Here is a 23,719-nt window from a genome sequence, read left to right as displayed (position 1 = left end):
CCGTAGAATCGGGGCATGCCCGTGTATGTCGACCACGCGGCGACCACGCCCATCTCGGCGCCGGCGCTCGCCGCCCTCACCCGCGAACTCAGCCGGAGCGGTAATCCTTCCTCCCTCCATGGCTCCGGTCGGCGTGCCCGGCGGTCGGTGGAGGACGCACGGGAGACCATCGCAGCGGCCGCGGGTGCACATGCATCCGAGGTCGTCTTCACCTCCGGCGGGACCGAGGCCGACAACCTCGCGATCAAGGGACTCTACTGGGCCCGGCGGGCCGCCGCCCCGGAACGCAACCGGATCCTCTGCAGCACCGTCGAGCACCACGCCGTGCAGGACACCGTCGAGTGGCTCGAACGCCACGAGGGCGCCGAGGTGGTGTGGTTGCCCGTGGACGGGACCGGCGTCGTCTCCCTCGAGGCGCTGCGGGCAGCCCTGGCCGAGGCGCCGGAACGGACGGCGCTCGTCACCGTCATGTGGGCCAACAACGAGGTCGGCACCGTCCAGCCGGTCCACGCCGTCGCCGCGGAGGCCGCGCGCTACGGGGTGCCCGTCCACAGCGACGCCGTGCAGGCGTTCGGGTCCGTCCCGGTCTCCTTCGCGGACTCGGGACTCGCCACCATGGCCGTGAGCGCGCACAAGATCGGCGGCCCCGTGGGCGTCGGCGCCCTTCTCGTGGGGCGCGCCGTCACCCTCACGCCGGTACAGCACGGCGGAGGGCAGGAACGGGACATCCGGTCCGGCACGCTCGACGGCGCGGGGATCGCGGCGTTCGCCGCGGCGGCCGACGACGCCGTCGCGCACCTGGGTGACGAGGGCCCCCGGCTGGCTGCGCTGCGGGACCGCCTGATCGACGGCATCCGCCGGGAGGTGCCGCAGGCCGTGCTCCGCGGCGTGGACCACCCGGCACCCGAGGGGACACGGCTGCCCGGCAACGTGCACTTCACCTTTCCCGGCTGCGAGGGGGATTCGCTCCTGTTCCTCCTCGACCTCGCGGGCATCGAGTCGTCCACCGGCTCGGCGTGCACGGCAGGTGTGCCGCGGCCGTCCCACGTCCTGCTCGCCATGGGGCTGAGCGAGGACGAGGCCCGGGGCGCCCAGCGGTTCAGCCTGGGGCATACATCCACCGCCGACGACGTTGACGCCGTGGTGGCCGCCATCGGTGGTGCCTACGCACGGGCGCGCGCCGCAGGCATGGCAGGACACGCATCATCCATCCGAACAGCAGGAACGGGTTTTTTCTCATGAGGGTACTGGCAGCGATGAGTGGCGGCGTCGACTCCGCAGTGGCGGCGGCGCGCGCGGTGGAGGCGGGGCACGACGTCGTCGGGGTGCACCTCGCGCTCTCGCGCATGCCCGGCACGCTCCGGACGGGCAGCCGCGGCTGCTGCACCATCGAGGATTCGCGGGACGCGTGGCGCGCCTGCGACATCCTCGGCATCCCGTACTACGTCTGGGACTTCTCCGAGCGCTTCAAGGCGGACGTCGTCGACGACTTCGTGGCCGAGTACGCGGCGGGACGCACGCCCAACCCCTGCATGCGCTGCAACGAGCGCATCAAGTTCGCGGCCCTGCTCGAGAAGGCCCTCGCGCTCGGGTTCGACGCCGTCTGCACCGGCCACTACGCCAAGGTCGTCGAGGACGCCGACGGCAATCCGGAACTGCACCGGGCGGCCGACTGGGCGAAGGACCAGTCGTACGTGCTCGGTGTCCTGACCCACGAGCAGCTCCGGCACTCCATGTTCCCGCTGGCCGAGACGCCGTCGAAGGCTGAGGTCCGCGCGGAGGCCGAGCGGCGCGGTCTCTCCGTCGCGAACAAGCCCGACAGCCACGACATCTGCTTCATCCCCGACGGGGACACCCGCGGCTGGCTCGAGGAGCGCATCGACCTGACGGAGGGCGACATCCTCGACGTCGACGGGGAGAAGATCGGCAGCCACCCCGGTGCGAACGCCTTCACCGTCGGCCAGCGGCGCGGCCTCAAGCTGGGCACCCCCGCGGCGGACGGCAAGCCCCGCTTCGTGCTCGAGATCCGGCCCAAGCAGAACGAGGTCGTCGTCGGACCGGAGCACCTGCTCGCCATCGACGAGATGCGGGGGATCAAGGTGTCCTGGGCAGGCCTGCCCATCGACGAGGTGCTCACCGGCGAGGAGTTCGACTGCATGGCGCAGGTCCGGGCGCACGGAGACCCGGTGGCGGCGCGCGCCTCCGTCGGATCAGCCGACGGCGCGCCGCAGCTCGTGGTCCGGCTGGTCGAGCCCATGCGCGGCGTGGCACCGGGCCAGACGGTCGTGCTGTACCAGGGCACGCGCGTCCTCGGGCAGGCGACCATCGACTCGGCGCGCTCCGCGCTCCGCCCCGAACCGGCGGGCCTGCAGGGCTAGTCGCGGTTTCCGGACGCCCCACGGCTTCTGCTTGACTGGAGTCATGACGCACCCACGCAGCGGCTTCGACCCGGCAGCCAGTTCACTCGCAGGAGACGTGGCCCCCGAGGTCATGGCCGAACTGCTCTCGGTGAGGAGCTCGATCGACAACATCGACGCCACCCTCGTCTACCTGCTGGCCGAACGCTTTAAGGCGACGCAGCGGGTGGGTCACCTCAAGGCCGAACACGACCTCCCCGCCGGTGATCCGCAGCGTGAGGCGGCGCAGATCGCCCGGCTCCGCATGCTCGCGGAGGAGGCGCAGCTGGACCCGGCGTTCGCCGAGAAGTTCCTGAACTTCATCATCTCCGAGGTGATCCGGCACCACCAGGCGATCTCCGAGAACCGCAAGCCCTCCACCGGCCCCGCGGCCGACACGTCCTCGACCGGTGCCGCAGGGGAGCACGGCGTCCATGACTGACGCCGACCGGCGGCCCGTCGGCGCCACGGCTGCCGGTGACTGGCCGGGGACCGATCCCCTCGAGGCGAACCGCGCCGCCCGCGGTGAGCTCGGCGGTGCGAACCTCCCCTTCCTGCCGTCCTTGCCCGGTCGCGGGCCCGGCAGCGACGCCGTCGGGCGGACCCTCGGCATGCTCGTCGAGCTTCCCTTCGACCTGCAGCCGCACGGCTGGCGGCTCGTCCAGCGGCCGGGCCGCGACCAGCGCCGGGCGGAGTCGGCCCTGTCCTCCGACATCAATGCCCTCGGCGACATCGCCGGCGCGGAGGAACGCCCCGCGCCCCGCCTGAAGCTGCACCTGCAGGGCCCGCTGTCACTCGCCGCGGGGGTGCACCTGCACAACGGTGAGCGGGTCCTCGTCGACGCCGGGGCGCGCCGCGAGCTCTACGAGTCGCTCGCCGCGGGCGCCGCGGACCTGGTCCGCCGCGTCACCTCGGTGGCGCGGGGAGCAGAGCTGGTGCTCCAGCTCGACGAGCCGGATGCCGGAGCCGTCCTGGCCGGACGCGTGCCCACGGCGAGCGGCTATCGGACGCTTCGCGCGGTCGACCGGCGCGAAGCGACCGAGGCGTGGGACTCCGTGACGGCGTCGGCGATCGCCGCCGGAGCACATGGCACCGTGCTGGCCACCGGCGGCGGCGGCGACGTCGTCCTCGACGCGGCGCGTGCCGGCACGGCGGCGCTGTGCCTGGAGGGTCGGGGGATACCCGATCGCCACTGGGAAGCGCTCGCGGAGGACGTCGAATCCGGCCGGGAGCTGTGGCTCGGGGTCCTCGATCCCGCGGCGGACCTCCTCCAGGTCCGCACCCTCGTGGAGTCCGTGCTGGGCCCCTGGCGGCGGGTCGGGCTGCCCGTCACGGCACTCTCGGCGCTGACGGTGACCACACTCCCGGGGCTGTCCCGCCGGGCACCCGCCGACGCCGTCCGGGCCGTCACCCGGATGGCGCAGGTCGCCGACGCGTTGGAGCAGGTGCGGGCGGAGGGCTGATCCGCCCTGCCGACCCTCCCGGACGCCGTCAGACGCGCTGCTCCCAGCGCGCGGGCCGGGCCTCGACGGGCAGCACGCCGTCGAACTCCTCCACGACGTAGTCGAACCGCCCGGCGTACACGAGCAGGGTCCCGAGCTGGCGGTGCACGACGCGGGTCTTGATGCGGAACGAGCCCGCCGCGTCGTCCCACCACTGCTCCACGTAGGCGAGCGCCCCGAGGGCATCGGGCAGCGGGAGGCGCACGCCCGCGAAGACGCGGGTCCGTGACGACACCATGCGGATATACCCCTCGTCGGTGGCGCTGCAGGCCAGCAGCGTGGCCATCCGGCGGTGCCGGCCCACGTAGTCGGTCAGGATGCCGTCCTGCAGGGACGTGGTGTCCTCGAAGATCCGCAACGTGGTGCCGAAGTCGAGTTCACGCCGGGCGGTGAGGGCCGGGCGCCCGAACGGGTCGACGTGGGGGTAGTTCCGGATGGTGAACGGTACGTCGCCGGCGTACTCGGGGAAGAACGCGTTCTCGAGCGCGGTGAGCCGGAACGCCGGGCGCGCGAACCAGGCCGGGCAGCCGGCGACGTCGAACACCCCGCGCCCGTGGCCCGACAGGCCGCTCTCCGTGGAGAGGCCGAAGTAGTCGCGCAGCTCCGGCTGCAGGCGGCCGAAGTCGCTGCCCATCGCCTCCTGGTAGATCGAGGTCATGCCGCCCACTTCCTTTGCTCGGGCACTCAGTCAACCACGGGGACCACCGGTTGCATGGCGGTCCGGGTGAACCGGGTCGCTCGAGGCGCCCCCTCTCAGAGACGCCCGGCTGCCTTGAGCCTGATGTACGTGTCGGCGAGCAGCGGCGGAAGCTCCGCGGGAACCGCGTCGACCACCTCCGCACCGAGCAGCCGGATCTGGTCCGCCACGGCCGCGCGGTCCAGGAGCGCGCGTTCGGCCGCAGCCGCCCGGTAGGTGGCCGCGGCCGTCGAGCGGTCCGCACCCATCTCCTCGAGCCTCGGGTCGCGCACCGAGGCCACGACGACGACGTGACGTCCGGTGAGTCCCGGCAGTGCGGGCAGCAGCCCCTCCTCGACGGCGCCGGAGTCCAGGGACGTCAGCAGCACCACGAGGGAGCGGTGCGGTGAGGCCGCACGCACCTGGGCGGGCACCCGCGACCAGTCCGCCTCGATGAGCTCCGCCTCCAGCGGCGCCATGGCCGTCACCAGGGAGCCCAGGAGGTTCCCCTTCGCCGTCGAGTCGACGCGTGCGCGGACCCTGCGGTCGAACGCCAGGAAGTGCACCTTGTCGCCGCCCCGCTCCGCGAGGACGGACAGCAGCAGCGCCGCTTCGATACCGGTGTCCAGGCGTGGTTCGTCCACGATCCGCGCAGCGGACGTGCGCGAGGTGTCGAGCACGACGACGACGCGCCGGTCGCGCTCCGGCCGCCACGTCCGCACCACGGTGTCGCGCCGGCGGGCCGTGGCCCGCCAGTCGATGGACCGGACGTCGTCGCCCCGGACGTAGTCGCGCAGCGAGTCGAACTCCGTGCCGGCGCCGCGGATCTGCACCGCCGACTGGCCGTCGAGTTCACGCAGCCGGCGGAGCTTGGACGGCAGGTGACGCTTGGAATGGAAGGGCGGGAGGACCCGGAGCACGCCGGGGGCCGGGATCGTGACCTGCCGGGCCGCGACCCCGAGCGGACCGGCGCTGCGGATGGTGACCGTCTCCACGCGGAGGATCCCGCGCCGGGCCGGACGCAGTGTGACGGCCAGGCGCCGCGCTTCGCCCGGCGGTACGGCCACGGACTGCTCCGGGTCGACGGCACCGGCCGACGGCTGCCACGCCTCGCGGACGGTGCCGCGCAGCGGTCGGCCGGTGTCGTTGCGCACCACCAGGGCGCTCCGGCACTCCTCGCCGAGACGGACGCTGTCCGGCAGCACCCGGGTGATCCCCACCCGGCGCGGCGAGGCGGCGAGGGCCAGGTCGAGTGACCCGACCGCGGCGAGGAGGGCGGCCCACAGCAGGATCGACGTCGTGCCCGGATACAGGATCACGGGCACGACGCCGAGCAGCGCCAGCAGGACGAAACGGCCGGTGATGACCACGGCGAGCTCCTCTCGGGTCCGGGCAGGGATCCTGCCCGGGACGTGCGTGCGGGGTGCGCCGCTACCGCGGGACGGGGACGGTGCCGAGGATGCCGCCGAGCACGTCGTCGACGTCGACGCCGTCCATCTGGGCCTCGGGCCTGAGGGCGACGCGGTGCCGGAGCGCCGGGAGGGTGAGGGCCTTGACGTCGTCGGGCGTCACGAAGGACCGGCCGGAGAGCCATGCCCATGCACGGGAGGTGTTGAGCAGCGCGGTGGCACCGCGGGGGGACACCCCGAGCTGGAACGACGGGGACGACCGCGTCGCACGGACGAGGTCCACGATGTAGGCCAGCACCTCCGGGGCGATGGCCACGCGGGCCACGGCGGCCCGGGCGCGGTCGACGTCCTCCGCGCCGGCGACGGCCCGCACGCCGGCGGCACCGAGGTCGCGTGGATCGAAGCCCACGCTGTGGCGGCGGATCACCTCGATCTCGTCCTCGCGCCCCGGGAGGGGCACGGTGAGCTTGAGGAGGAAGCGGTCGAGCTGTGCCTCGGGCAGGGGATAGGTGCCCTCGTACTCCACCGGGTTCTGCGTCGCGGCGACGAGGAACGGCGCCGGCAGGCGGCGCGAGACGCCGTCGACGGAGACCTGCCGTTCCTCCATCGCCTCCAGCAGGGAGGCCTGTGTCTTCGGCGGAGTGCGATTGATCTCGTCGGCGAGCAGGATGTTCGTGAAGACGGGACCTTCCCTGAAGGTGAACTCCGAGGTCTTGGATTCGTAGATGAGCGAGCCCGTGATGTCGCCGGGCATGAGGTCCGGCGTGAACTGGACGCGCTTGGTGTCGAGGTCCAGTGCGGTGGCGAGGGTACGGACCAGCAGGGTCTTGGCGACGCCCGGGACGCCTTCCAGCAGCACGTGCCCGTCCGCCAGGAGCCCGATGAGGAGGCCGGTCACGGCCGCGTCCTGACCGACGATCGACTTGCCCACCTCGTCGCGCACCCGCAGGAGCGCGGCGCGCGCGGATCCGTCGTCGGGCACCGCCTGCTGCGGGGCCTCCGGCGCACGGTCCTGGACGCGCGTCCCCTGGTGGGCACCGCCCGCCGTCGTTCCCGGCTGCGCCTCCAGGACGCCGTCCTGCCGGTCTGCGGATCGGTTCATGATGGAATCTCCTTCTCGAGGTCGAGGATCTCCTGTGCCCACAGCACAAGCTCGCGGTTCGTGGTCGGTGTGTGGTGGAGCAGTCGTCGCTCGAGCTCGATCCGGGGACGGCCGCCCTGCCGCGAGGCCGCGTCGAGGACCTCCACGGGGGTCGCCGAGCGGTCCACGCGGAGGCGGCGCGCGAGCCGGGCGAGTGTCGCGGCGCGCAGGTTCGCCGCGGCGTGTGCCACAGAGCCGGAATCCTGGTACAGCCGCGCACGTCCCTCCGCGGTCTCGGCTGCACGCACGACGACGGGCAGCGGCTCGGCCGCCAGCGGTCCCAGCCGGCGTCCCCGCCACAGCATGGCCAGGACCGAGCAGGCGAGCAGCCACACGAGCAGGTGGTCGACCCAGGCGGGCAGCAGCGTCAGCGGGTCGATGCCCTCGCCCGAGGCCACGACGTCCGCGCCGGTCGGTTCGTACCAGACCAGCGTCGGGAACGACCCCAGCACCCCGAGCGCGAGGGCCGCGTGGCCCTCGTCCGGCATCATCTCGTTGGACAGGATCCCCGGCGCTCCCAGGACGGCGACGGAACCGTCGGCGCTCGTGACGTACAGTCCGCCCTCCGTACCGCCGATCGTCGTCGGGAAGCACTCGAGGATGCCGGAGTAGGCCGTTCCGGTCATCGACAGGGTGCCCGCCGCCGTCGCATCGGGATCGGAGCAGTCGGCCTGCAGCCCAGGCTCGTCGTCGCCGAGGTCGAACGGCACGGCACCGAGCTGCTCGAAGCCGTCGTCGAGGGCCGAGAGCTGGCGCGCGCCCGGCGCGGCGAGGACGGCGAGGTCCGCCTCCTCGCTCAGGTGGGCGACCTGCGCGGCGCTGAGGTACGCCTGGGCGTCATTGAGGAACAGCGTCGCCGGGCCCCCGTCCAGCGCCTCGAGGGCGTCCTCGTAGGAGGTCGCGCGGACGACGTCCACTCCCTGCGCCGCGAGTACCTCCGCCACCGCTCGCGCACCGTCGGGTGCCGGATTGCCGGGGGAGAGGGGGCGGTCGTCCTTCTCGGGTCCGGGCAGCAGGTTGAGCAGGACGATCACCGCGAGCACCAGCGCACCGATGATGACGGGTCGTGCGCGGCGCAGGCGCGACCTCGCCGTGCCGGCTGCGGAGCCGCCGTCGCCCATCACCTCGCCCTGCACGGGATGCGGCTCCGCCGGCGAGCCCGGGAGGACCGCGCCCGGCGCTCCGGGGTCCCTCTCGGTGCGCGTCACCGAGGCGCCGCCGTCGTCGTGGTGCCCGTCGCCCGTTCGGGCCGCTCGGACGACAGCAGCCCCTCGATGCCGGCCGCCCGCCGATGGTCCTCTTCCGTGGCCGTGCCGCTGCCGTAGTGGGTCTCGTTGAACAGCTCGGCCAGCCACGCGGCATCGGCCGATCGCGCCGGGAAGGCATCCCCGAGCTGGACGGCGGCCTCGGTCGCCGTCCGGCCGGGCTGTTCCTCGATCACCAGGCGCTCCTCCGCCGAGCGGATGGTGGCACGCAGCAGTTCCGCGACGGCGCCGGTCCAGTCGGCCTCCGCGGCGAGACCGGCGGCGCGGCGGCGATGGTATGCGGCCGAGCGCCTGACGTCGCCGTCGAACACGGCGGCGTCCCGTTTCTTCCCGCGCGCGTTCAGGCGGGGCTTGATGAGCAGGACGGCCACGACGATGACGAGTGCCGCGCCGATCGCGACGACGACCGTTCCCGGGCCGGCTCCCAGTCCGCCCATCCCGTCGAGGAGCCGGGCGATGCCACGGAGGAGGTCGCCGAGGATCCGTTCGACGATGGAGGGCTGGGCTTCGACGTAGGCAGGCTTCGCGAGTTCTTCCTGGAGGAGCCGGCGGGCCTCGTCGGCGTCGGGCGCGGGGAAGGGCCGCCCGGTGGTCACCGGCGGCCCCTGCCCGGCGCCGGGGTGGTGCGCGTCGGCATCAGGCGGGCCCCCCGGGCTGGTGGCCGAAGGAGGCGGTGCCGCCGGGGAGGATGTCCGGGTGCCCCGCTCCGGCCTGTTCGTGCTCACGCAGGAGGACGACGTCGAAGCCTTCCCGTCGCATGCGGAGATCGACGTACAGCAGTGCGGTCACGCCCGCCTGGAAGGCGTAGCCGATCGCCGTGAAGAGAGCCGCGATGGCCTGGGTGGCGATCAGGAGCGGGAGCGAGTCCAGGGCATCCGGCGCGGCGGACGCGCTGGAGCTGAAGCCGAAGAAGAGGGACACCGCGAAGGTGAGGGGGGTCGAGATGACGGAGCCGATGATCGAGACGATGATGCTGGTGAGGAGCACGATGCCGAACGTCCGCCACCAGTTGCCCCGGGTCAGCTGCCACGAGCGCTTGACGGCCGTCCAGGGCCCGATGCCCTCGAGCATGATGGCCGCGGGTGCGACGGCGAGTTTGATGCCCGCCCAGACCAGTGCCGCCATGCCCGCGAGCACGAGGGGCACGATGACCAGGGCGGAGTATTCCGCCAGGCCGATGATCGCGAGCGCCGAGATCCCGACCACCACCACGAGGCCGACGAGTCCCGCGGCGACGGACAGGAGGCCGAAGCCCAGCAACGGGAGGATGCGGCTGCGGGAGAGGCGCCACGCCTGACCGAAGGAGGTCCGCTGGTTGATCACGGCCCGTGCCAGGGGGATGACGAGGATGCCCTGGAGCACCAGCAGCGCCGCGGCGGACACGATGCCCGCGACGGAGGCGAAGACGCCGAAGCCGGCGAACGCGCCGATGATGCTGTCGGGCGTCGGGTTCTGCGACTCGAACACCTCGAAGGACGACAGGACGTTCCCGAGCATGAGCACGGTCACCAGGGCGACGACGGCCTGCAGCAGGATGGCGATGCCGAAGGTGGCCAGCGGGTTCCTGCGGCAGGCCTGGAAGGCACCGTCGAGGATCTCGCCGAGTCCGAGGGGCCGCAACGGGATGACGCCCGGCTTCGGCGGGGCCTGGTACCGGGGGGCCCGGGGGAAGGGCTGCCCTCCGGAGGGGCCGTTGCCCCAGGGTGCGCCCGGGGCCCCGTAGCCGCCCCAGCCCGGCGCCCCGCCCGACCCCGGTGCGGGATAGGGGCCGGGCGCACCGAACCTGCCCGGTGCGCCCTGGTGCCCGGAGGGATCGGATGGCCGGTCCCACGGGCTGGACGGCGGTAAAGGGGCGCCGGGCTCTTGCGGCATGCCGGGGGCCGGACGGCCGGGCGACTGCCAGGCGGGCCGGTCCTGCCGACGGGGTGCCGACGCGCCGGGGGGCTGCCACGGCCCGGACCGACCCGGGACCGGTTCTCCCGGTGGTCGCGACCGCGGGTCGCCACCGCTCCCGTCCTGCCCCGCGGGAGGTGTCCCGCCGGCCGGCCCATTCGTCGAATCACTCATTGCGCCCCTCCGTCGATGCTGCCGGGACGCATGCGTTCAGCTTCCCCTCCTGCATCATAGTGAGCCGCGCCACCATCGGCAGGAGCCGCACGCACCACGCGTGTGCCGTCCGTCCCACCACGCCGTCGCCGGGGTGGTGGGACATTGTGCGCCGAATGGGACAGTATGGGGGTATGAAGGCTCGCATACTGGTCATCGACGATGATGAGGCCCTGTCCGAAATGATCGGCATCGTCCTCCGCAACGACGGCTTCGACCCGGTGTTCTGCGCCGACGGCGCCGCGGCGCTCGGCGTCTTCCGCTCGTCGCACCCGGACCTCGTCCTGCTGGACCTGATGCTCCCGGGCATGGACGGCATCGAGGTGTGCCGCCAGATCCGGAACGAGTCCGACCTCCCCATCGTGATGCTCACGGCGAAGTCCGACACCTCCGACGTCGTCCGCGGGCTCGAGTCGGGGGCCGACGACTACGTGCCCAAGCCCTTCAAGCCGGCCGAACTCGTCGCCCGTGTCCGCGCCCGGCTGCGCCCGGCGGAGTCGAAGGCCCCGGAGACCCTGCGCATCGGGGAGGTGAGCATCGACGTCGCGGGCCACGAGGTGACGCGGGCCGGCGAGCGCGTGTCCCTGACCCCCCTGGAGTTCGACCTGCTGGTCGCGCTCGCCCGGAAGCCCTGGCAGGTGTTCACGCGCGAACTGCTGCTCGAACAGGTGTGGGGCTACCGCCACGCCGCCGACACGCGACTCGTCAACGTTCACGTGCAGCGGCTGCGCTCGAAGATCGAGCGTGATCCCGAGGCACCCGAGATTGTCCTGACGGTGCGTGGTGTCGGCTACAAGGCCGGACAGGGCTGACGCGGCGGGCGCGGCCGATCGCGCTCCCGGTTCCCCCTTCTCTTTTCCCGAGGTCCCGCGGCCTTCCTTAGCCTCCGGCGTAGGCTCCGCCGACCCCACCGCGTCGGCTTCCGCGCCCGCAGCGGCTCCGGGTGAGCCCGTCGCCCTCGACGTGCGCGATGCACGGGACGGCGACCGGGCGTCCGGCGGCAGGGCTCCCGGCTCGCTCGCCGCCGCCGGTCCCGAGGTCGTCGCACGGCTCCGCGCGGGGCTGGTCCGACTCCGGGCCCTGCTGCGATCGATCGCCAGCCACTGGCGGCGATCCCTGCAGTTCCGAACCGTCGTCGCGACGATGCTCCTGGCATCCGTCTCGTTCGTCGCCGTCGGCGGCTTCCTCTCCAACCAGATCGCGAGCGCGCTCTACGACGAGCGCTTCGACCAGTTCAGCGCGGAGGCCGGTTCCGCCCTCGTCGACACGAAGGCGGTCTTCCGGGACTCCTCGGCGACGGACCGGGACACGACGAGCCGGTTGGTGCTCGATTCCGTGAACGCCCTGGTGGGCAGCGAGACCGATGCGCCGCGGCAGTCGATCCTGGTGCCCATCTCCGGGGAGGGGCTCTTCATCCCGACCACCGTCAGCCAGGACGGCGCCACGGCGGGCATGCTCCCTCCCGACCTCCAGTCGGCGGTCCGCGACGGCCAGGACATCTACTGGGCGCCCATCACCATCCCGGTGACGCAGGACGGCGACCAGGACGCGCCGGGCATCGCCTTCGGCACGCAGGTCCAGCTGCCACCCGAGCGCAGCCCCTACGCCCTGTACGTCTACTACGACCTCTCCTCCATGCAGTCCACGCTCGACTACATCCACGGTGTGCTGTGGCTCGTGGGACTGGTCCTCCTGCTCGTCATCGGTGGCATCACCTGGTACGTGACGCGCAGCGTCATGCTGCCGGTGAGCCACGCGGCGTCGGTGTCGGAGAAGCTCGCGTCGGGTCAGCTGCAGGAGCGCATGGAGGTCAGCGGTGAGGACGAGGTGGCCCGGCTCGGGGCGTCCTTCAACCACATGGCGGGCAGCCTGCAGGACCAGATCACGCAGTTGGCGCAGCTGTCCCAGATGCAGCAGCGCTTCGTGTCCGACGTGTCCCACGAACTCCGGACGCCCCTGACCACCGTGCGGATGGCGGCCGAGGTGCTGCACGATGCCCGGGACGAGTTCAATCCGGTGAACAAGAGGTCCGCGGAGATCCTGTTCGACCAGGTGGAACGGTTCCAGGCGCTGCTCGCCGACCTGCTCGAGATCTCCCGGTTCGACGCCGGTGCAGCCGTGCTGGAGGCCGAGTCGGTCGATGTCGTGCAGCTCGTGCAGCATGCCATCGACGGGGCGCGGCCACTCGCGGAACGGCTCGGTTCGGACCTCCGGATCGTCTCCGCGGAGACCGAGTGCATCGCCGACGCGGACGGACGTCGTATCGACCGGATCCTCCGCAACCTGATCGTCAACGCGCTCGAGCACGGTGAGGCGCGGCCGGTGGAGATCCACATCGCCTGCAATCCGGAGGCGGTCGCCGTGGCGGTCCGCGACCACGGCATCGGGATGACGCCGCTCGAGGCCTCGCGCGTCTTCGACCGGTTCTGGCGGGCGGATCCCGCGCGGGCGCGGACCACCGGTGGCAGCGGCCTGGGCCTGTCGATCGCGACCGAGGACGCCCGGCTTCACCACGCCTGGCTGGAGGCATGGGGCATGCCCGGCGAAGGAGCATGCTTCCGGCTCACCCTGCCGCGCAACGAGGGCGGGGAGCTGACCTCGTCGCCGCTCGCGCTGCCGCCGTCGGGCCCGCCCCGCGCCCTTCCTGCCGGTGGCGCCATGGACACGGCCCCGGCAGAGGATGCCGGGAGTGGAACGAGGGAGAGCAGTGCCAGGAACTAGCACGATGACACGGAACCGGCCCGGCCGTCGGCCCGGTGGCCCGGGTGTGCCGGCGCGGGTCCTCGCCGCACTGCTCGCGCTCTGCTTCCTGCTGGTGGCGGGCTGCTCGGCCATCCCCACGCAAGGACCGGTCGGCGTGATACCGGCGGCCGAGGGTGAGCCGGACGCCGTCGCACCCGCCTTCGATCCGCAGGGTCCCGCGTCCGGCGCGACGCCCGAGCGGATCCTTCGTGACTTCATCACCGCGGGCACGGGTGCGGGCGACGGCTACAGCGTGGCCCGCCAGTACCTGACGCCGGAACTCGAGAAGACCTGGAAGCCCGAGGAGCGGATCGTCCTCTTCCGGTCCGACCCCCGCGTGGAGAAGCGCGAAGCCGAAGGCGTCTACCAGATCCAGCTGGAGACGACAGGCACGGTGGACGGCCGGGGGCTGCGGACCAACAGTGCCGTCCCGGCGACCGAGACGCTGGGCGTGCGCATGGTCCAGGTCAACGGGGAGTGGCGGATCGGGGAGATCCCCGACGGGATCATGCTCGCCCAGAGCAGTGCCCAGGACCTCCTGATCTCGCACGACCTGTACTTCTACAGCAGCAACTACCGCTTCTGGGTGCCCGATGCGCGGTGGTTCGTCCGCAGGACCGGCGTGACCGCGAGGATCGTGGGCGCCATGCTGGCCGGCCCTGCTCCCTACCTGCAGGGCTCGGTGACCAGCGCGTTCCCCGAAGGGGTCACGCTCGCCCGGGACTCCGTCCCGATCACCTCCGGCAGGGCCTCGGTCGAGCTCTCGTCCGAGGTCCTCGAGAACGCCACCGACCTCGGCCTGCAGCAGATGAACCAGCAGCTGCAGGTCAATCTGCTGGGCCTCAACGACGTCACCTCCGTGGAGATGACCAGCGGACGGCCCATCGAGCTCGGGGCGACCTCCGCGGACCTGGTCGTCCCCGAGCTGACCCCCGACGTCGGCGGCGAGCAGGTCGGTATCGCCGGTGGCGAGCTGGTGCGGGTCCGCAACGGCGCCGTCGTACCGATCGAGGGACTGCCCTCCGTCGCCGGGCTCCAGCCCCGTGACCCGGCGGCATCGGTCTCCGGAAGTGCCTACGCCTTCGTGAACGCGGACCGGACCACCCTGTACGTCACCGCTCCGGGCAGCCAGGCACGCAGCGTCGGCAAGGGCAGCGCCCTGACGCAGCCCTCCTTCGACCCGGAGAACTGGGTGTGGACGACCCGGGCCGTCGCGGGACGCCGTGAGGTCATCGCCATCCCGCCGGGTGGGACCGAGGCGAACGCCTCCGTCCTGGCCGCCGGCTGGCTCGGTGACCGGACCGTGGAGGAGCTGCGGGTGTCGCGGGACGGGTCCCGCGCGCTGGTCGTCACCGAGCGGGGCGGAACCAGTGAGGTACTGCTGGCCGGCATCATCCGCTCCACCGAGGGCGTGCCGCAATCGCTCACCACGCCGCTCACGCTGCCGACCGACGGGACCGTCGACACGGCGAAGTGGGCCGGCCAGAGCACGATCGTCGCGTCGTCGACCGGCGCGGACGAGGAGGCCACCCCGGTCATCCTCCAGCTCGACGGCGAGCAGGAGACCATGGCCGCACTCGACGGGGTCCTCGGCATCAGCGCGGGCTCCGACGCCGAGGACACCTTCTACGCGCAGGCCGGCAGCACCCTCTACCGGCGCATCGGCAACAGCTGGGTGGACGAGCAGCTCCAGGTGCTCGACCCAGCCTTCCCGGGGTAGGGCCTTCCCCGGGGTAGGTCCGGCTCCACCCGGGGAGGGATGTCCACATAGCGGGAACCGGCGTTCGCCCGCCGGCGCCGGCGTGATGGCATGGGCCCATGCGAGCTGCCGTCCTCTCCCCGGTCCTGGACAGGCTCGTCTTCGGACGGACCTGCCGGCGGCTCGCCCGCGCCGTGTCCGCCTTCGGTGCCCTGCTCCTGCCGTCGTCGTGCGTGCTCTGCGGCGCGTGGGACACGTCGCTGTGCGGCGGGTGCCTCGCGGCGTTCCGCAGGGCGACGGCGCGTCCCTTCCGCGCCGACGGCGGCGCGGAGTCGCTCCCGGACGTCGAGCTGGGCGCGCCGGGGGAGAACGGGCGCCTGCTGCCCGGGCCGAGCCACGGACCGCTGCCCGTACTCGCCGCTGGCCGGTACGGCCGTGCCGTGTCGGTGGTCCTGCTGGCCTACAAGAACCACGGCCACGTCGACCTGGCCGCACCCGTCGGGGCAGCCCTCGCGGGCGTCCTCCACGAAGCGGCCCGTGCCTTCCGGGTCCCGGAGCCTGCCGGGGCGCAGCCCGTCCTGGTCGTCCCGGTGCCGACCCGCCCGTCGTCCCGACGGCGGCGCGGCTACGATCCGCTGATGCTCCTCCTGTCCAGGCTCGACCGTGCGGGACACCTGCCCGCCTCCGCGGTCCTCGCCCCCTGCCTGCGGCAGGTCCCGCGGTTCGCGAGGTTCGCGGCCACCGTCGGACAGGGCGGGATCCCCTCCCTCCCGGCGGCGCTCGCAGGGGTGCGGTCGGGGTGGGGCGGCGGGCAGAAGGGCCTCGGCCGACGGCGGCGCCGTACGAATGTGCTGCACACGATGGAGGTGCCCGCACGCAGCCGGGGTGCCCTGGCCGGGAGGGACTGCATCATCGTCGACGACGTGCTCACCACGGGTGCGACCATCGGGGAGGTCCACCGTGTACTGGTGCTCTCCGGGGCACGCGTGCTCGGCGCGGCCGTCATCGCCGCGACGTCCTCGCCGGTCGGGGACGCCGCCCGACGCGTGCAGGTGCCCCCGGCCGCGCCACCGATGGTGTCCTGAGAGGCGGCCGTCAAGCCACCGCAAGTTTCGGAGCACCAAGGGATGAATAACGGACAGTCGTGAACTACCGTGAAGTACGGGTACCAGACAGTGACGACACGTACCCGTCGGCGGTGGCTATGCATCTCGCCAGGCCGCCGTCGTGTCACCTAGTGATGTGGAGGGCACCATGGAATTTGTGATCAATGGTCGGAACCTGGCGGTATCGGACCGTTTCCGTGAGTACGCGACGGAGAAGATCGACAAGATAGAGCAGCTCGGCGACAAGGTACAGCGCGTCGACGCGAAGATCACCAAGGAACCCAGCGCACGCATGGCGGACACCTCGCTCACGGTCGAGCTGACCGTCCTCTGCAAGGGCCCGGTCGTCCGGGCCGAGGCCTCCGCCGCCGACAAGTTCGCCGCCTTCGATCTCGCCTACGGGAAGCTCCTGGAGCGCCTGCGCCGGGCCCGCGACCGGCGGAAGGTCCACCACGGCCGGCACACGCCCGTGGCCGTCAGAGTGGCCACGGCCGACCTCGAACCGGCGGATCCCGCGCAGCCCATCTATCTCGAGACGCCGGTCATCGAGCCGACCTCGCACGAGCCCGTTCCCCAGCCCGCGACCGAGCCCGAGGACGTCGACGCCTACTCCACGCCGGACGACGTCCCTGCCGGCGACTCTCCCGTGCTGATCCGCCGCAAGGTCTTCTCGGGTACTCCCATGACGCTCGATGACGCGGTCGACAACATGGAACTGGTCGGCCACGCCTTCTACCTCTTCGTCGACTCGGCGACGGGCGCACCGTCCGTGGTCTACCGGCGGCAGGGCTGGACCTACGGCGTCATCACCCTCGATTCGAAGTGCGCCGAGGGGACCGAGGAACCCCATGAGGAACTCCTCGCCTACCGGGCGAAGGAAGCAGCGTCAGCCTAGGAACGACCACCCCCGCGCCGGCTCCCGCCGGTCGCGACGACCGATACGGAACTGCCCCCGCCCTGCGCGGGGGCAGTTCCATGCAGGAGCCCATGCCGAACCTCACCACTGCGCAGGCCCGGCGCATCGTCCTCGCCGCCCAGGGCCTGCATCGCCCCCGTCTCCGGGCGCCGTTGTCCCGCCGCGCCGTGAACTCCGCCGTCCAGCGCCTGCAGGTCCTCCAGATCGACTCGGTGAACGTCCTCGCCCGATCGCACTACCTGCCCCTGTTCTCTCGCCTCGGCTCCTACGACCGCAAGGACCTGGAAGACCTCTACTCCACGGGACCCCGCACGCTGGTCGAGTACTGGGCACATGAGGCGAGCCTCGTTCCCCCGGCGTTGTTCCCACACCTGCGGGTATGGCAGCGGCGCACCTGGATGGGAGCGGCCGGCGTGCCGGACGCACTGCGCCAGGCTCTCGAAGCCGCCATCCGCGAGCTCCTCGACGAGGGGACGCCGCTTCCCGCCTCGGAGATCCAGCGACTCCTCGGAGCGGACATGACACGTCCCGAGGACGGCTGGGGGTGGCGGTGGACCGCAGCGAAGCGGGTCCTCGAGGATCTCTTCGCGCGGGGCGAGGTGGGATCGGCGGGACGGACGGCCCAGTTCGAACGCCTCTACGCGCCCATCACCCAGGTGCTTCCCGATGCGTCTCTCGCCACGGCGGGACCGGACCGGACCGACGCCCTCGCCGTCCTGGCCGAGCGCGCGCTGGGAGCCCTCGGCGTCGCACCCGCCCGCTCGGTCGCCGACTACTTCCGGACACCGGTCCGGGAGACACGGGCCGTCCTCGACGGGCTCGCGGGCGCCGGTGTCGTGGAGACCGTCGTCGTCGACGGAGGGACGGAACCCTGGTACCTGCACCCGGCGGCGGCCCTGCCCCGCCAGGCCAGGGGCAGGGCGCTCCTGAGCCCGTTCGATTCCCTCGTCTTCGAGCGCGACCGGCTCCACAGGCTCTTCGACGTCCACTACCGCATCGAGATCTACACCCCGGCGGAGCGGCGCATCCACGGCTACTACGTGCTGCCCTTCCTGCTCCGCGACACCATCGCGGCCCGGGTGGACCTCAAGGCCGACCGGACAACCAAGCGCCTGCTGGTCCGGGCCAGCCACGTCGAACCCGGCGCCCCCGGGGACACCGCCGCCGAGCTGGCCGACGAACTGCGCCTGCTCGCGCAGTGGCTGGGCCTGGTCGAGGTCGTCGTGGAGGATCGCGGGAACCTCGCGCCATCACTCGCCGCTCAGGTCGGCACGTTACTCTGAGCGGACACGCGGTCCCGCGCCGCCGGGCAGGGACGCAGGGAACGGGATCGGGATCCCGAACGTCCCTCACGTAGACTAGATACGCCATCTTTGGGCAGCATCAGATTGGGAGCAGATACCAGTGCCATCACTTCTTGAACGAGTACTACGCACCGGCGATAAGAAGACACTGAAGCGACTCCGCAACTATGCCGACGCGATCAATGTCCTGGAGGACGAATTCCGCGGGATGACCGACGCAGAGTTGCGCGGTGAGACCGATCGGCTGAAGAAGCGCCACGCGGACGGCGCCACCCTCGACGAGCTGCTGCCGGAAGCCTTCGCCGCCGTGCGCGAGGCGTCGAGCCGCACACTCGGGCTCCGCCACTTCGACGTCCAGCTGATGGGCGGCGCCGCCCTCCACCTGGGGAACATCGCCGAGATGAAGACCGGAGAGGGCAAGACCCTCGTGGCGACCGCCCCGGCCTACCTCAATGCGCTCACCGGCAAGGGCGTCCACGTGGTCACCGTCAACGACTACCTGGCCGAGTACCAGTCGGACCTCATGGGCCGCGTCTACCGGTTCCTCGGGCTGACCAGCGGCTGCATCCTGTCCAAGCAGGATCCGGCCACCCGCCGGGAGCAGTACGCGGCGGACATCACGTACGGCACGAACAACGAGTTCGGGTTCGACTACCTGCGCGACAACATGGCATGGAGCGCCGCGGAGCTGGTGCAGCGCGGCCACAACTTCGCGATCGTCGACGAGGTCGACTCGATCCTGATCGACGAGGCCCGCACGCCCCTGATCATCAGCGGTCAGGCCTCCGGCGACGTGAACCGCTGGTACAACGAGTTCGCGAAGGTCGTCCAGAAGCTCTCCGTCGACACCGATTACGAGGTCGACGAGAAGAAGCGCACCGTGGGCGTCCTCGAGGACGGCATCGAGAAGGTCGAGGACTACCTCGGCATCTCCAACCTCTACGAGTCCGCGAACACGCCGCTGATCGGGTTCCTGAACAATGCCATCAAGGCCAAGGAGCTCTTCAAGCGCGACAAGGACTACGTGGTCCTCAACGGTGAGGTCATGATCGTCGACGAGCACACCGGACGCATCCTCGCCGGCCGGCGCTACAACGAAGGCATGCACCAGGCCATCGAGGCGAAGGAGGGCGTGGAGATCAAGGCTGAGAACCAGACCCTCGCGACCGTCACGCTGCAGAACTACTTCCGCCTCTACGACAAGCTCTCCGGCATGACCGGAACGGCCGAGACCGAAGCAGCCGAGTTCATGTCCACCTACAAGCTCGGTGTGGTGCCCATCCCCACGAACAAGGACATGGCACGCAAGGACCTGTCCGACCTCATCTACAAGAACGAGGTCGCCAAGTTCGACGCCGTCGTGAAGGACATCGTCGAGCGCCACGAGAGCGGCCAGCCGGTCCTGGTCGGTACGACGAGCGTCGAGAAAAGCGAGTACCTGTCCAAGCAGCTGGCGAAAGCGGGCGTCCGCCACGAGGTGCTGAACGCCAAGAACCACGCGCGCGAAGCCGCGATCATCGCGCAGGCCGGCCGCAAGGGTGCCGTCACCGTCGCCACGAACATGGCAGGCCGCGGCACCGACATCATGCTGGGCGGCAATGCCGAGTTCAACGCCGTGGCGGCCCTCGAGAAGCTGGGACTCGATCCCGCGGACAACCCCGAGGAGTACGAGGCCAGGTGGCCCGACGCCCTCGAAGCCGCGAAGGGAGCGGTCAAGGCCGAGCAGGACGAGGTCCGCGAGCTGGGCGGCCTGTACGTGCTCGGTACCGAGCGCCACGAGTCGCGCCGCATCGACAACCAGTTGCGCGGACGGTCCGGACGCCAGGGCGACCCCGGCCGGTCACGCTTCTACCTGTCGCTGACGGACGACCTCATGCGGCTGTTCAACTCCGGGGGCGCCGAGCGCATCATGAACAGCGCCACCATGCCTGACGACGTCGCCCTCGAGTCGAAGCTGGTATCCAAGGCGATCGAGAACGCGCAGGGCCAGGTCGAGGGCCGCAATGCCGAGCAGCGCAAGAACGTCCTGAAGTACGACGACGTCCTGAACCGCCAGCGCGAAGCGATCTACGGTGACCGCCGGCGGATCCTCGAGGGCGGCGACCTCAAGGAGAAGGTGCAGTTCTTCCTCGAGGACGTCATCACGGCCATGGTCGACGAGGCGACGGAACAGGGCCACGGCGACGACTGGGACTACGAGCTCCTGTGGACGAACCTCAGGACGCTGTACCCCATCACGCTGACCGCCGACGAGGTCATCGAGGAAGCGGGTGGCAAGTCGAAGCTGACGCGCGACTTCCTCCACGACGAGATCCTCTCCGATGCCAAGCTGGCCTACCAGGCGCGTGAGGAGGCCCTCGGCGAGCAGACGATGCGGGAGCTCGAGCGCCGCGTGGTCCTCTCGGTGATCGGCAGGAAGTGGCAGGAGCACCTCTACGAGATGGATTACCTCAAGGAGGGCATCGGCCTCCGCGCGATGGCCCAGCGCGACCCGCTGGTCGAGTACCAGCGCGAGGGATTCATCCTGTTCCAGGCCATGATGGAGTCGATCCGCGAGGAGAGCATCGGGTACCTGTTCAACCTGGACGTCGAGGTCTCCGCCCCCGCGCAGACCGGGCTCCCGGGGGTCACCGACGGACGCGGCGTCGTCCAGGCTCCGACCATCAAGGCCGCGGGGCTCGACGCACCGGCGAAGCCGGCCACCCTCAACTTCACGGCGCCCAATGCGCAGGGCGACGCCGAGATGCACGTGGAGCGTAACAAGACGCAGCCGGCTGCGGCGGGCGGCAAGAAGGCCCGGAAGAAATAGTCAGCCGATCTCCAGGGCGGTCACCCGCCACGCCCCGCGCCGTAGCTCTATCCGAAGAGCGACGGCGCGGACGCGTTTCTGGTCGAAGGCGACCACCGACGCCTCGAAGACGCCCGGACCGACCGGACATACCCTCGCCGAGCGGACGACGATGTGCCGGTGTGCGCTCGCCGCGGGCAGGCCCGCAGGGGACGCCTGTGCAATGCACACGCATCGGACCAGATTCGTCCTCAGCTGCAGCCGTTCGTAGTTCTCCTGATCGAGCCACCGCGCCATCTGCTGCAGCGGGCGTGATCCGCCGAGCACCTCGAGGGCGCCCTGGGCGACGGACCGGGCGATGCCCGAGATCCTGCGGGACAGCTCCTGGTCCTCAGCGGAGACTCGGTCGCTGCGGGCAGAAGGACCGCCGGGGAACGAATCGGGCGCTGTCCCGATCCCGGGCCGCAGGGGTATCACGGGAGCCGGCACCGCGGGCTGTCCGGGCGGTGTGAGGAGCGGACGCGGAGCTCCGCTGACCTCGGCGAGCTGCGCTGTCGGACTGCGGTGGAGCTGGGTCGTAGCGGGCATGGCGGATCCTTTCCTCGGACGGGTACCAGGACGTGCTGATCGACCGGCTGTGCGTCGCCGGGACGGGTGGCTGATCGGGGCCGGCCGTGCCGCGATGGCTGATGCGGCGGAGTTCAGGGGAACGGGGCGTGCAGGACCTGGCCGGGCAGAAGGAGCGATGGATCGTCCCCGATGACCGAACGGTTCGCGGCGAACCAGCCCGGCCAGGCTTCTGCGACGTCCGCCGCGGTCGCGAGCGGTCCGAGCCTGGCCGCGACGATCGACCAGAGCGAGTCCCCGGGTGCGACGACGACCTCGGCCGCGCCGACCGGCGCCCTCGTCGCCGGTCGGACCAGGAGGCTCCCGTCGGCCGGCATCGGCGCCGGCTCCCAGCTTGGCGGGACCGGGGACCCGGGTGGCTGCCCCGTCTGCTGCCCGTCCGCGACGGCGGGGGAGGGGGTCGGCACCCAGTAGGGCGAGATCCCGCCCTCGGTGTCGCCTGCGGTGTCGCCCTCGGTGTCGCCTGCGGTGTCGCCTGCGGTGTCGCCTGCGGTGTCGCCTGCGGTGTCGCCTGCCGTGTCGGTGCCGGGCAAGGAAGCCGCAGGAGGTGCGCCGGTCCCCGTCGGCCCGCCGACGTCGGACGCCGTGCCGCCCGGTGCTGCAGAGGCCATGGCAGGCAGCGCGAGGAGGTTGATGCCGAGCAGGACGGCCGCGAGACGGCGCATGACCGGGGGAGCGCATCCCGCAGCGAGGTCCGCGGCGGCCGGCCGGCCGTGCCTGCGCAGGAGTTCGGCCACGACGGCGGCTCCGAGCGCGAGCACCCACCATGCGAGGATGACCACCCCGAGCGCGGCCAGGCCGATCCCGAGCGTACTCTCCAGCCCGGAGCGGCCCGACGCCGGCCGGGTCCGGAGCAGAACCGAACCGGCGCCGGCCAGCACCAGGCCGCACACGAGGATGATGCCTGCCTGGACGACTGCGGAGGTCTTCATCGGCTCGATCCCTTCCTCGTTCGTGTCAGTTTGATACAGTTTGGTTCTGTTTGTCTACAACTGATTCTCTGGATGTTCATTGCGGAAGGTTGACCCCTGCAGCACTGCGACCTACCGTGGGGCGATGCGCTGGGATGCCCTGTTCGCCGACCTCGAATCGCAACTGCACGCGGTGGCCTCCGCCCAGCAGGAGAGCGAGATCCGTGAACGCACGCGCGGGGAGCAGGCCCGCCTGACACTGGTGCAGCGCCTGTCGGGGCAGGTCGGGCGACAGGTCGGTGTCTCCACGCGAGGAGGCCGCTCGGTCACCGGGGTCCTCACGAATGTCGGCGCGCAATGGCTCGCACTGGCCGTGGAGGGACGGTCGGTCGTCGTGCCGCTGCCCGCCCTGCGGACCGTCCGGACGTCCGGCCGTGCGGTCGGCCAGCCCCTGTCGGGGATCGAGGCGAAGCTCGGGCTGGGCCCGGTGCTGCGCGCCCTGTCCCGGGACAGGGCGCAGGTGGCACTGTGGGTGACGTCCGCGGATTCCGGCTACTTCGGCGTGATCGACCGGGTGGGCTCGGACTTCCTGGAGTTGGCGCTGATCCCGCGTGGGGACGAACGACGCGCCGCAGAGGTCCGCGAGGTGCTGACAGTGCCCTTCAGCTCCATCGACACGCTCGAGTCGGAGTCGTCCATCGAGTAGCGGCGCGCCCGTTGCCGGCACGACACGCGGAAGGCCCTGCGGCCGGTGGTCCCGTCCCCGTCGTGGGGGGAGGAGATCAGGCGAGCGGAGTGCTCCCCGCCTCGCTCCTCAGCGCCGACGCGGTCCTCTCGTACGCCTGCGCGATGTACTCCTCGAGGACGCGCGTCTCCACGCGCCACTGGCCCCGCCCCCCGACCTGGATCGCGGGCAGTTCACCGGACCGGACAAGGGCGTATGTCTGGGACGAACTGATGTTGAGCACCTCGCCCACATCGGCGAGGGTGAGGAAACGCCGCTCGGCCACGGGTCCGCCTTTCCTGGTTGTTCCGGTATGCGTCCAGTGTGCCACCGGGCCCGGTCGCTGATCCGGATTTCCACAGTTTGTCCCGATTCGGCGCCGACCGGTTCCCTTGGTGGTTCCCGTG

21 protein-coding genes are annotated in these 23,719 nt (G+C 71.6%); 12 read left to right on the top strand and 9 right to left on the bottom strand.

Annotation, left to right across the window (positions count from 1 at the left end; genetic code table 11):
* Positions 1-15 precede the first annotated feature (15 nt).
* From ACX80U_RS00200 to ACX80U_RS00185, 4 genes are read left to right on the top strand one after another with little or no spacing between them, the layout of a single operon-like run.
* Complete coding sequence (locus ACX80U_RS00200) at positions 16-1,242, top strand: cysteine desulfurase family protein (RefSeq protein WP_459267025.1); 1,227 nt, start codon at positions 16-18, stop codon at positions 1,240-1,242.
* Positions 1,239-2,378: a tRNA 2-thiouridine(34) synthase MnmA gene (gene mnmA / locus ACX80U_RS00195; protein ID WP_208741570.1), complete on the top strand. Its 1,140-nt coding sequence runs from the start codon at positions 1,239-1,241 to the stop codon at positions 2,376-2,378. The genes ACX80U_RS00200 and mnmA overlap by 4 nt, the downstream gene beginning before the upstream one ends.
* Positions 2,379-2,421: 43 nt before the next feature.
* Positions 2,422-2,838 carry a chorismate mutase gene (locus ACX80U_RS00190; protein WP_133080947.1) on the top strand — a complete coding sequence of 139 codons (417 nt, stop codon included), beginning with the start codon at positions 2,422-2,424 and terminating at the stop codon, positions 2,836-2,838.
* Positions 2,831-3,859 carry a uroporphyrinogen decarboxylase/cobalamine-independent methonine synthase family protein gene (locus tag ACX80U_RS00185; RefSeq protein WP_459267024.1) on the top strand — a complete coding sequence of 343 codons (1,029 nt, stop codon included), beginning with the start codon at positions 2,831-2,833 and terminating at the stop codon, positions 3,857-3,859. The genes ACX80U_RS00190 and ACX80U_RS00185 overlap by 8 nt, the downstream gene beginning before the upstream one ends.
* Before the next feature lie 28 nt (positions 3,860-3,887).
* On the opposite strand, the gene ACX80U_RS00180 is transcribed toward ACX80U_RS00185, so the two are convergent.
* From ACX80U_RS00180 to ACX80U_RS00155, 6 genes are all read right to left on the bottom strand, one after another.
* Positions 3,888-4,556: a DUF4166 domain-containing protein gene (locus tag ACX80U_RS00180; protein WP_459267023.1), complete on the bottom strand. Its 669-nt coding sequence runs from the start codon at positions 4,554-4,556 to the stop codon at positions 3,888-3,890.
* Between the two features lie 95 nt (positions 4,557-4,651).
* Entirely contained in the window at positions 4,652-5,944 is a 1,293-nt protein-coding gene (locus ACX80U_RS00175; protein ID WP_459267022.1) for a DUF58 domain-containing protein, read from the bottom strand.
* A gap of 61 nt (positions 5,945-6,005) precedes the next feature.
* Positions 6,006-7,085 (bottom strand): AAA family ATPase, encoded by a 1,080-nt coding sequence (locus ACX80U_RS00170; RefSeq protein ID WP_459267021.1) that lies wholly within the window; start codon positions 7,083-7,085, stop codon positions 6,006-6,008.
* Positions 7,082-8,332, bottom strand: a complete 1,251-nt coding sequence (locus ACX80U_RS00165) for a DUF4350 domain-containing protein (RefSeq protein WP_459267020.1) — start codon at positions 8,330-8,332, stop codon at positions 7,082-7,084. The genes ACX80U_RS00170 and ACX80U_RS00165 overlap by 4 nt, the downstream gene beginning before the upstream one ends.
* Positions 8,329-8,985, bottom strand: a complete 657-nt coding sequence (locus ACX80U_RS00160) for a DUF4129 domain-containing protein (RefSeq protein WP_133080941.1) — start codon at positions 8,983-8,985, stop codon at positions 8,329-8,331. The genes ACX80U_RS00165 and ACX80U_RS00160 overlap by 4 nt, the downstream gene beginning before the upstream one ends.
* Before the next feature lie 40 nt (positions 8,986-9,025).
* Positions 9,026-10,261, bottom strand: a complete 1,236-nt coding sequence (locus tag ACX80U_RS00155) for a DUF7847 domain-containing protein (RefSeq protein ID WP_459267019.1) — start codon at positions 10,259-10,261, stop codon at positions 9,026-9,028.
* Between the two features lie 368 nt (positions 10,262-10,629).
* Between ACX80U_RS00155 and mtrA the strand changes: the two genes are divergently transcribed.
* From mtrA to secA, 7 genes are all read left to right on the top strand, one after another.
* Positions 10,630-11,307 carry an MtrAB system response regulator MtrA gene (gene mtrA, locus ACX80U_RS00150; protein ID WP_133080939.1) on the top strand — a complete coding sequence of 226 codons (678 nt, stop codon included), beginning with the start codon at positions 10,630-10,632 and terminating at the stop codon, positions 11,305-11,307.
* A gap of 151 nt (positions 11,308-11,458) precedes the next feature.
* Positions 11,459-13,216, top strand: coding sequence for an MtrAB system histidine kinase MtrB (gene mtrB, locus ACX80U_RS00145; RefSeq protein ID WP_459267018.1), 1,758 nt, complete (start codon positions 11,459-11,461; stop codon positions 13,214-13,216).
* A gap of 4 nt (positions 13,217-13,220) precedes the next feature.
* Positions 13,221-14,957, top strand: coding sequence for an LpqB family beta-propeller domain-containing protein (locus ACX80U_RS00140; protein WP_208741564.1), 1,737 nt, complete (start codon positions 13,221-13,223; stop codon positions 14,955-14,957).
* A gap of 98 nt (positions 14,958-15,055) precedes the next feature.
* Positions 15,056-16,021: a ComF family protein gene (locus tag ACX80U_RS00135; protein WP_459267017.1), complete on the top strand. Its 966-nt coding sequence runs from the start codon at positions 15,056-15,058 to the stop codon at positions 16,019-16,021.
* A gap of 169 nt (positions 16,022-16,190) precedes the next feature.
* Complete coding sequence (gene hpf / locus ACX80U_RS00130; protein ID WP_133080936.1) at positions 16,191-16,937, top strand: ribosome hibernation-promoting factor, HPF/YfiA family; 747 nt, start codon at positions 16,191-16,193, stop codon at positions 16,935-16,937.
* A gap of 92 nt (positions 16,938-17,029) precedes the next feature.
* The gene (locus ACX80U_RS00125; protein WP_459267016.1) at positions 17,030-18,241 is read left to right on the top strand and encodes a winged helix-turn-helix domain-containing protein; all 1,212 of its coding nucleotides are present in this window, start codon (positions 17,030-17,032) and stop codon (positions 18,239-18,241) included.
* Positions 18,242-18,362: 121 nt separating this feature from the next.
* Positions 18,363-21,071, top strand: a complete 2,709-nt coding sequence (gene secA, locus ACX80U_RS00120) for a preprotein translocase subunit SecA (RefSeq protein ID WP_459267015.1) — start codon at positions 18,363-18,365, stop codon at positions 21,069-21,071.
* Here the strand turns inward: secA and ACX80U_RS00115 are convergent, their stop codons facing one another.
* On the bottom strand, positions 21,072-21,638 hold the full coding sequence (locus tag ACX80U_RS00115; protein WP_459267014.1) for an Rv3235 family protein: 567 nt from the start codon (positions 21,636-21,638) through the stop codon (positions 21,072-21,074).
* 113 nt (positions 21,639-21,751) lie between these two features.
* Positions 21,752-22,609, bottom strand: a complete 858-nt coding sequence (locus ACX80U_RS00110; RefSeq protein WP_459267013.1) for a LysM peptidoglycan-binding domain-containing protein — start codon at positions 22,607-22,609, stop codon at positions 21,752-21,754.
* Between the two features lie 124 nt (positions 22,610-22,733).
* On the opposite strand from ACX80U_RS00110, the gene ACX80U_RS00105 reads away from it, so the two are divergent.
* Positions 22,734-23,294 carry a hypothetical protein gene (locus ACX80U_RS00105; RefSeq protein ID WP_459267012.1) on the top strand — a complete coding sequence of 187 codons (561 nt, stop codon included), beginning with the start codon at positions 22,734-22,736 and terminating at the stop codon, positions 23,292-23,294.
* A gap of 76 nt (positions 23,295-23,370) precedes the next feature.
* Here ACX80U_RS00105 and ACX80U_RS00100 read toward each other — a convergent pair whose 3' ends face one another.
* On the bottom strand, positions 23,371-23,598 hold the full coding sequence (locus ACX80U_RS00100) for a helix-turn-helix domain-containing protein (protein WP_459267011.1): 228 nt from the start codon (positions 23,596-23,598) through the stop codon (positions 23,371-23,373).
* Between the last annotated feature and the right edge of the window lie 121 nt (positions 23,599-23,719).

This window comes from Arthrobacter sp. TmT3-37 (assembly GCF_054510835.1).
The sequence above is the reverse complement of the archived record's forward strand: the minus strand, read 5'-3'. Positions and strand labels throughout refer to the sequence as shown.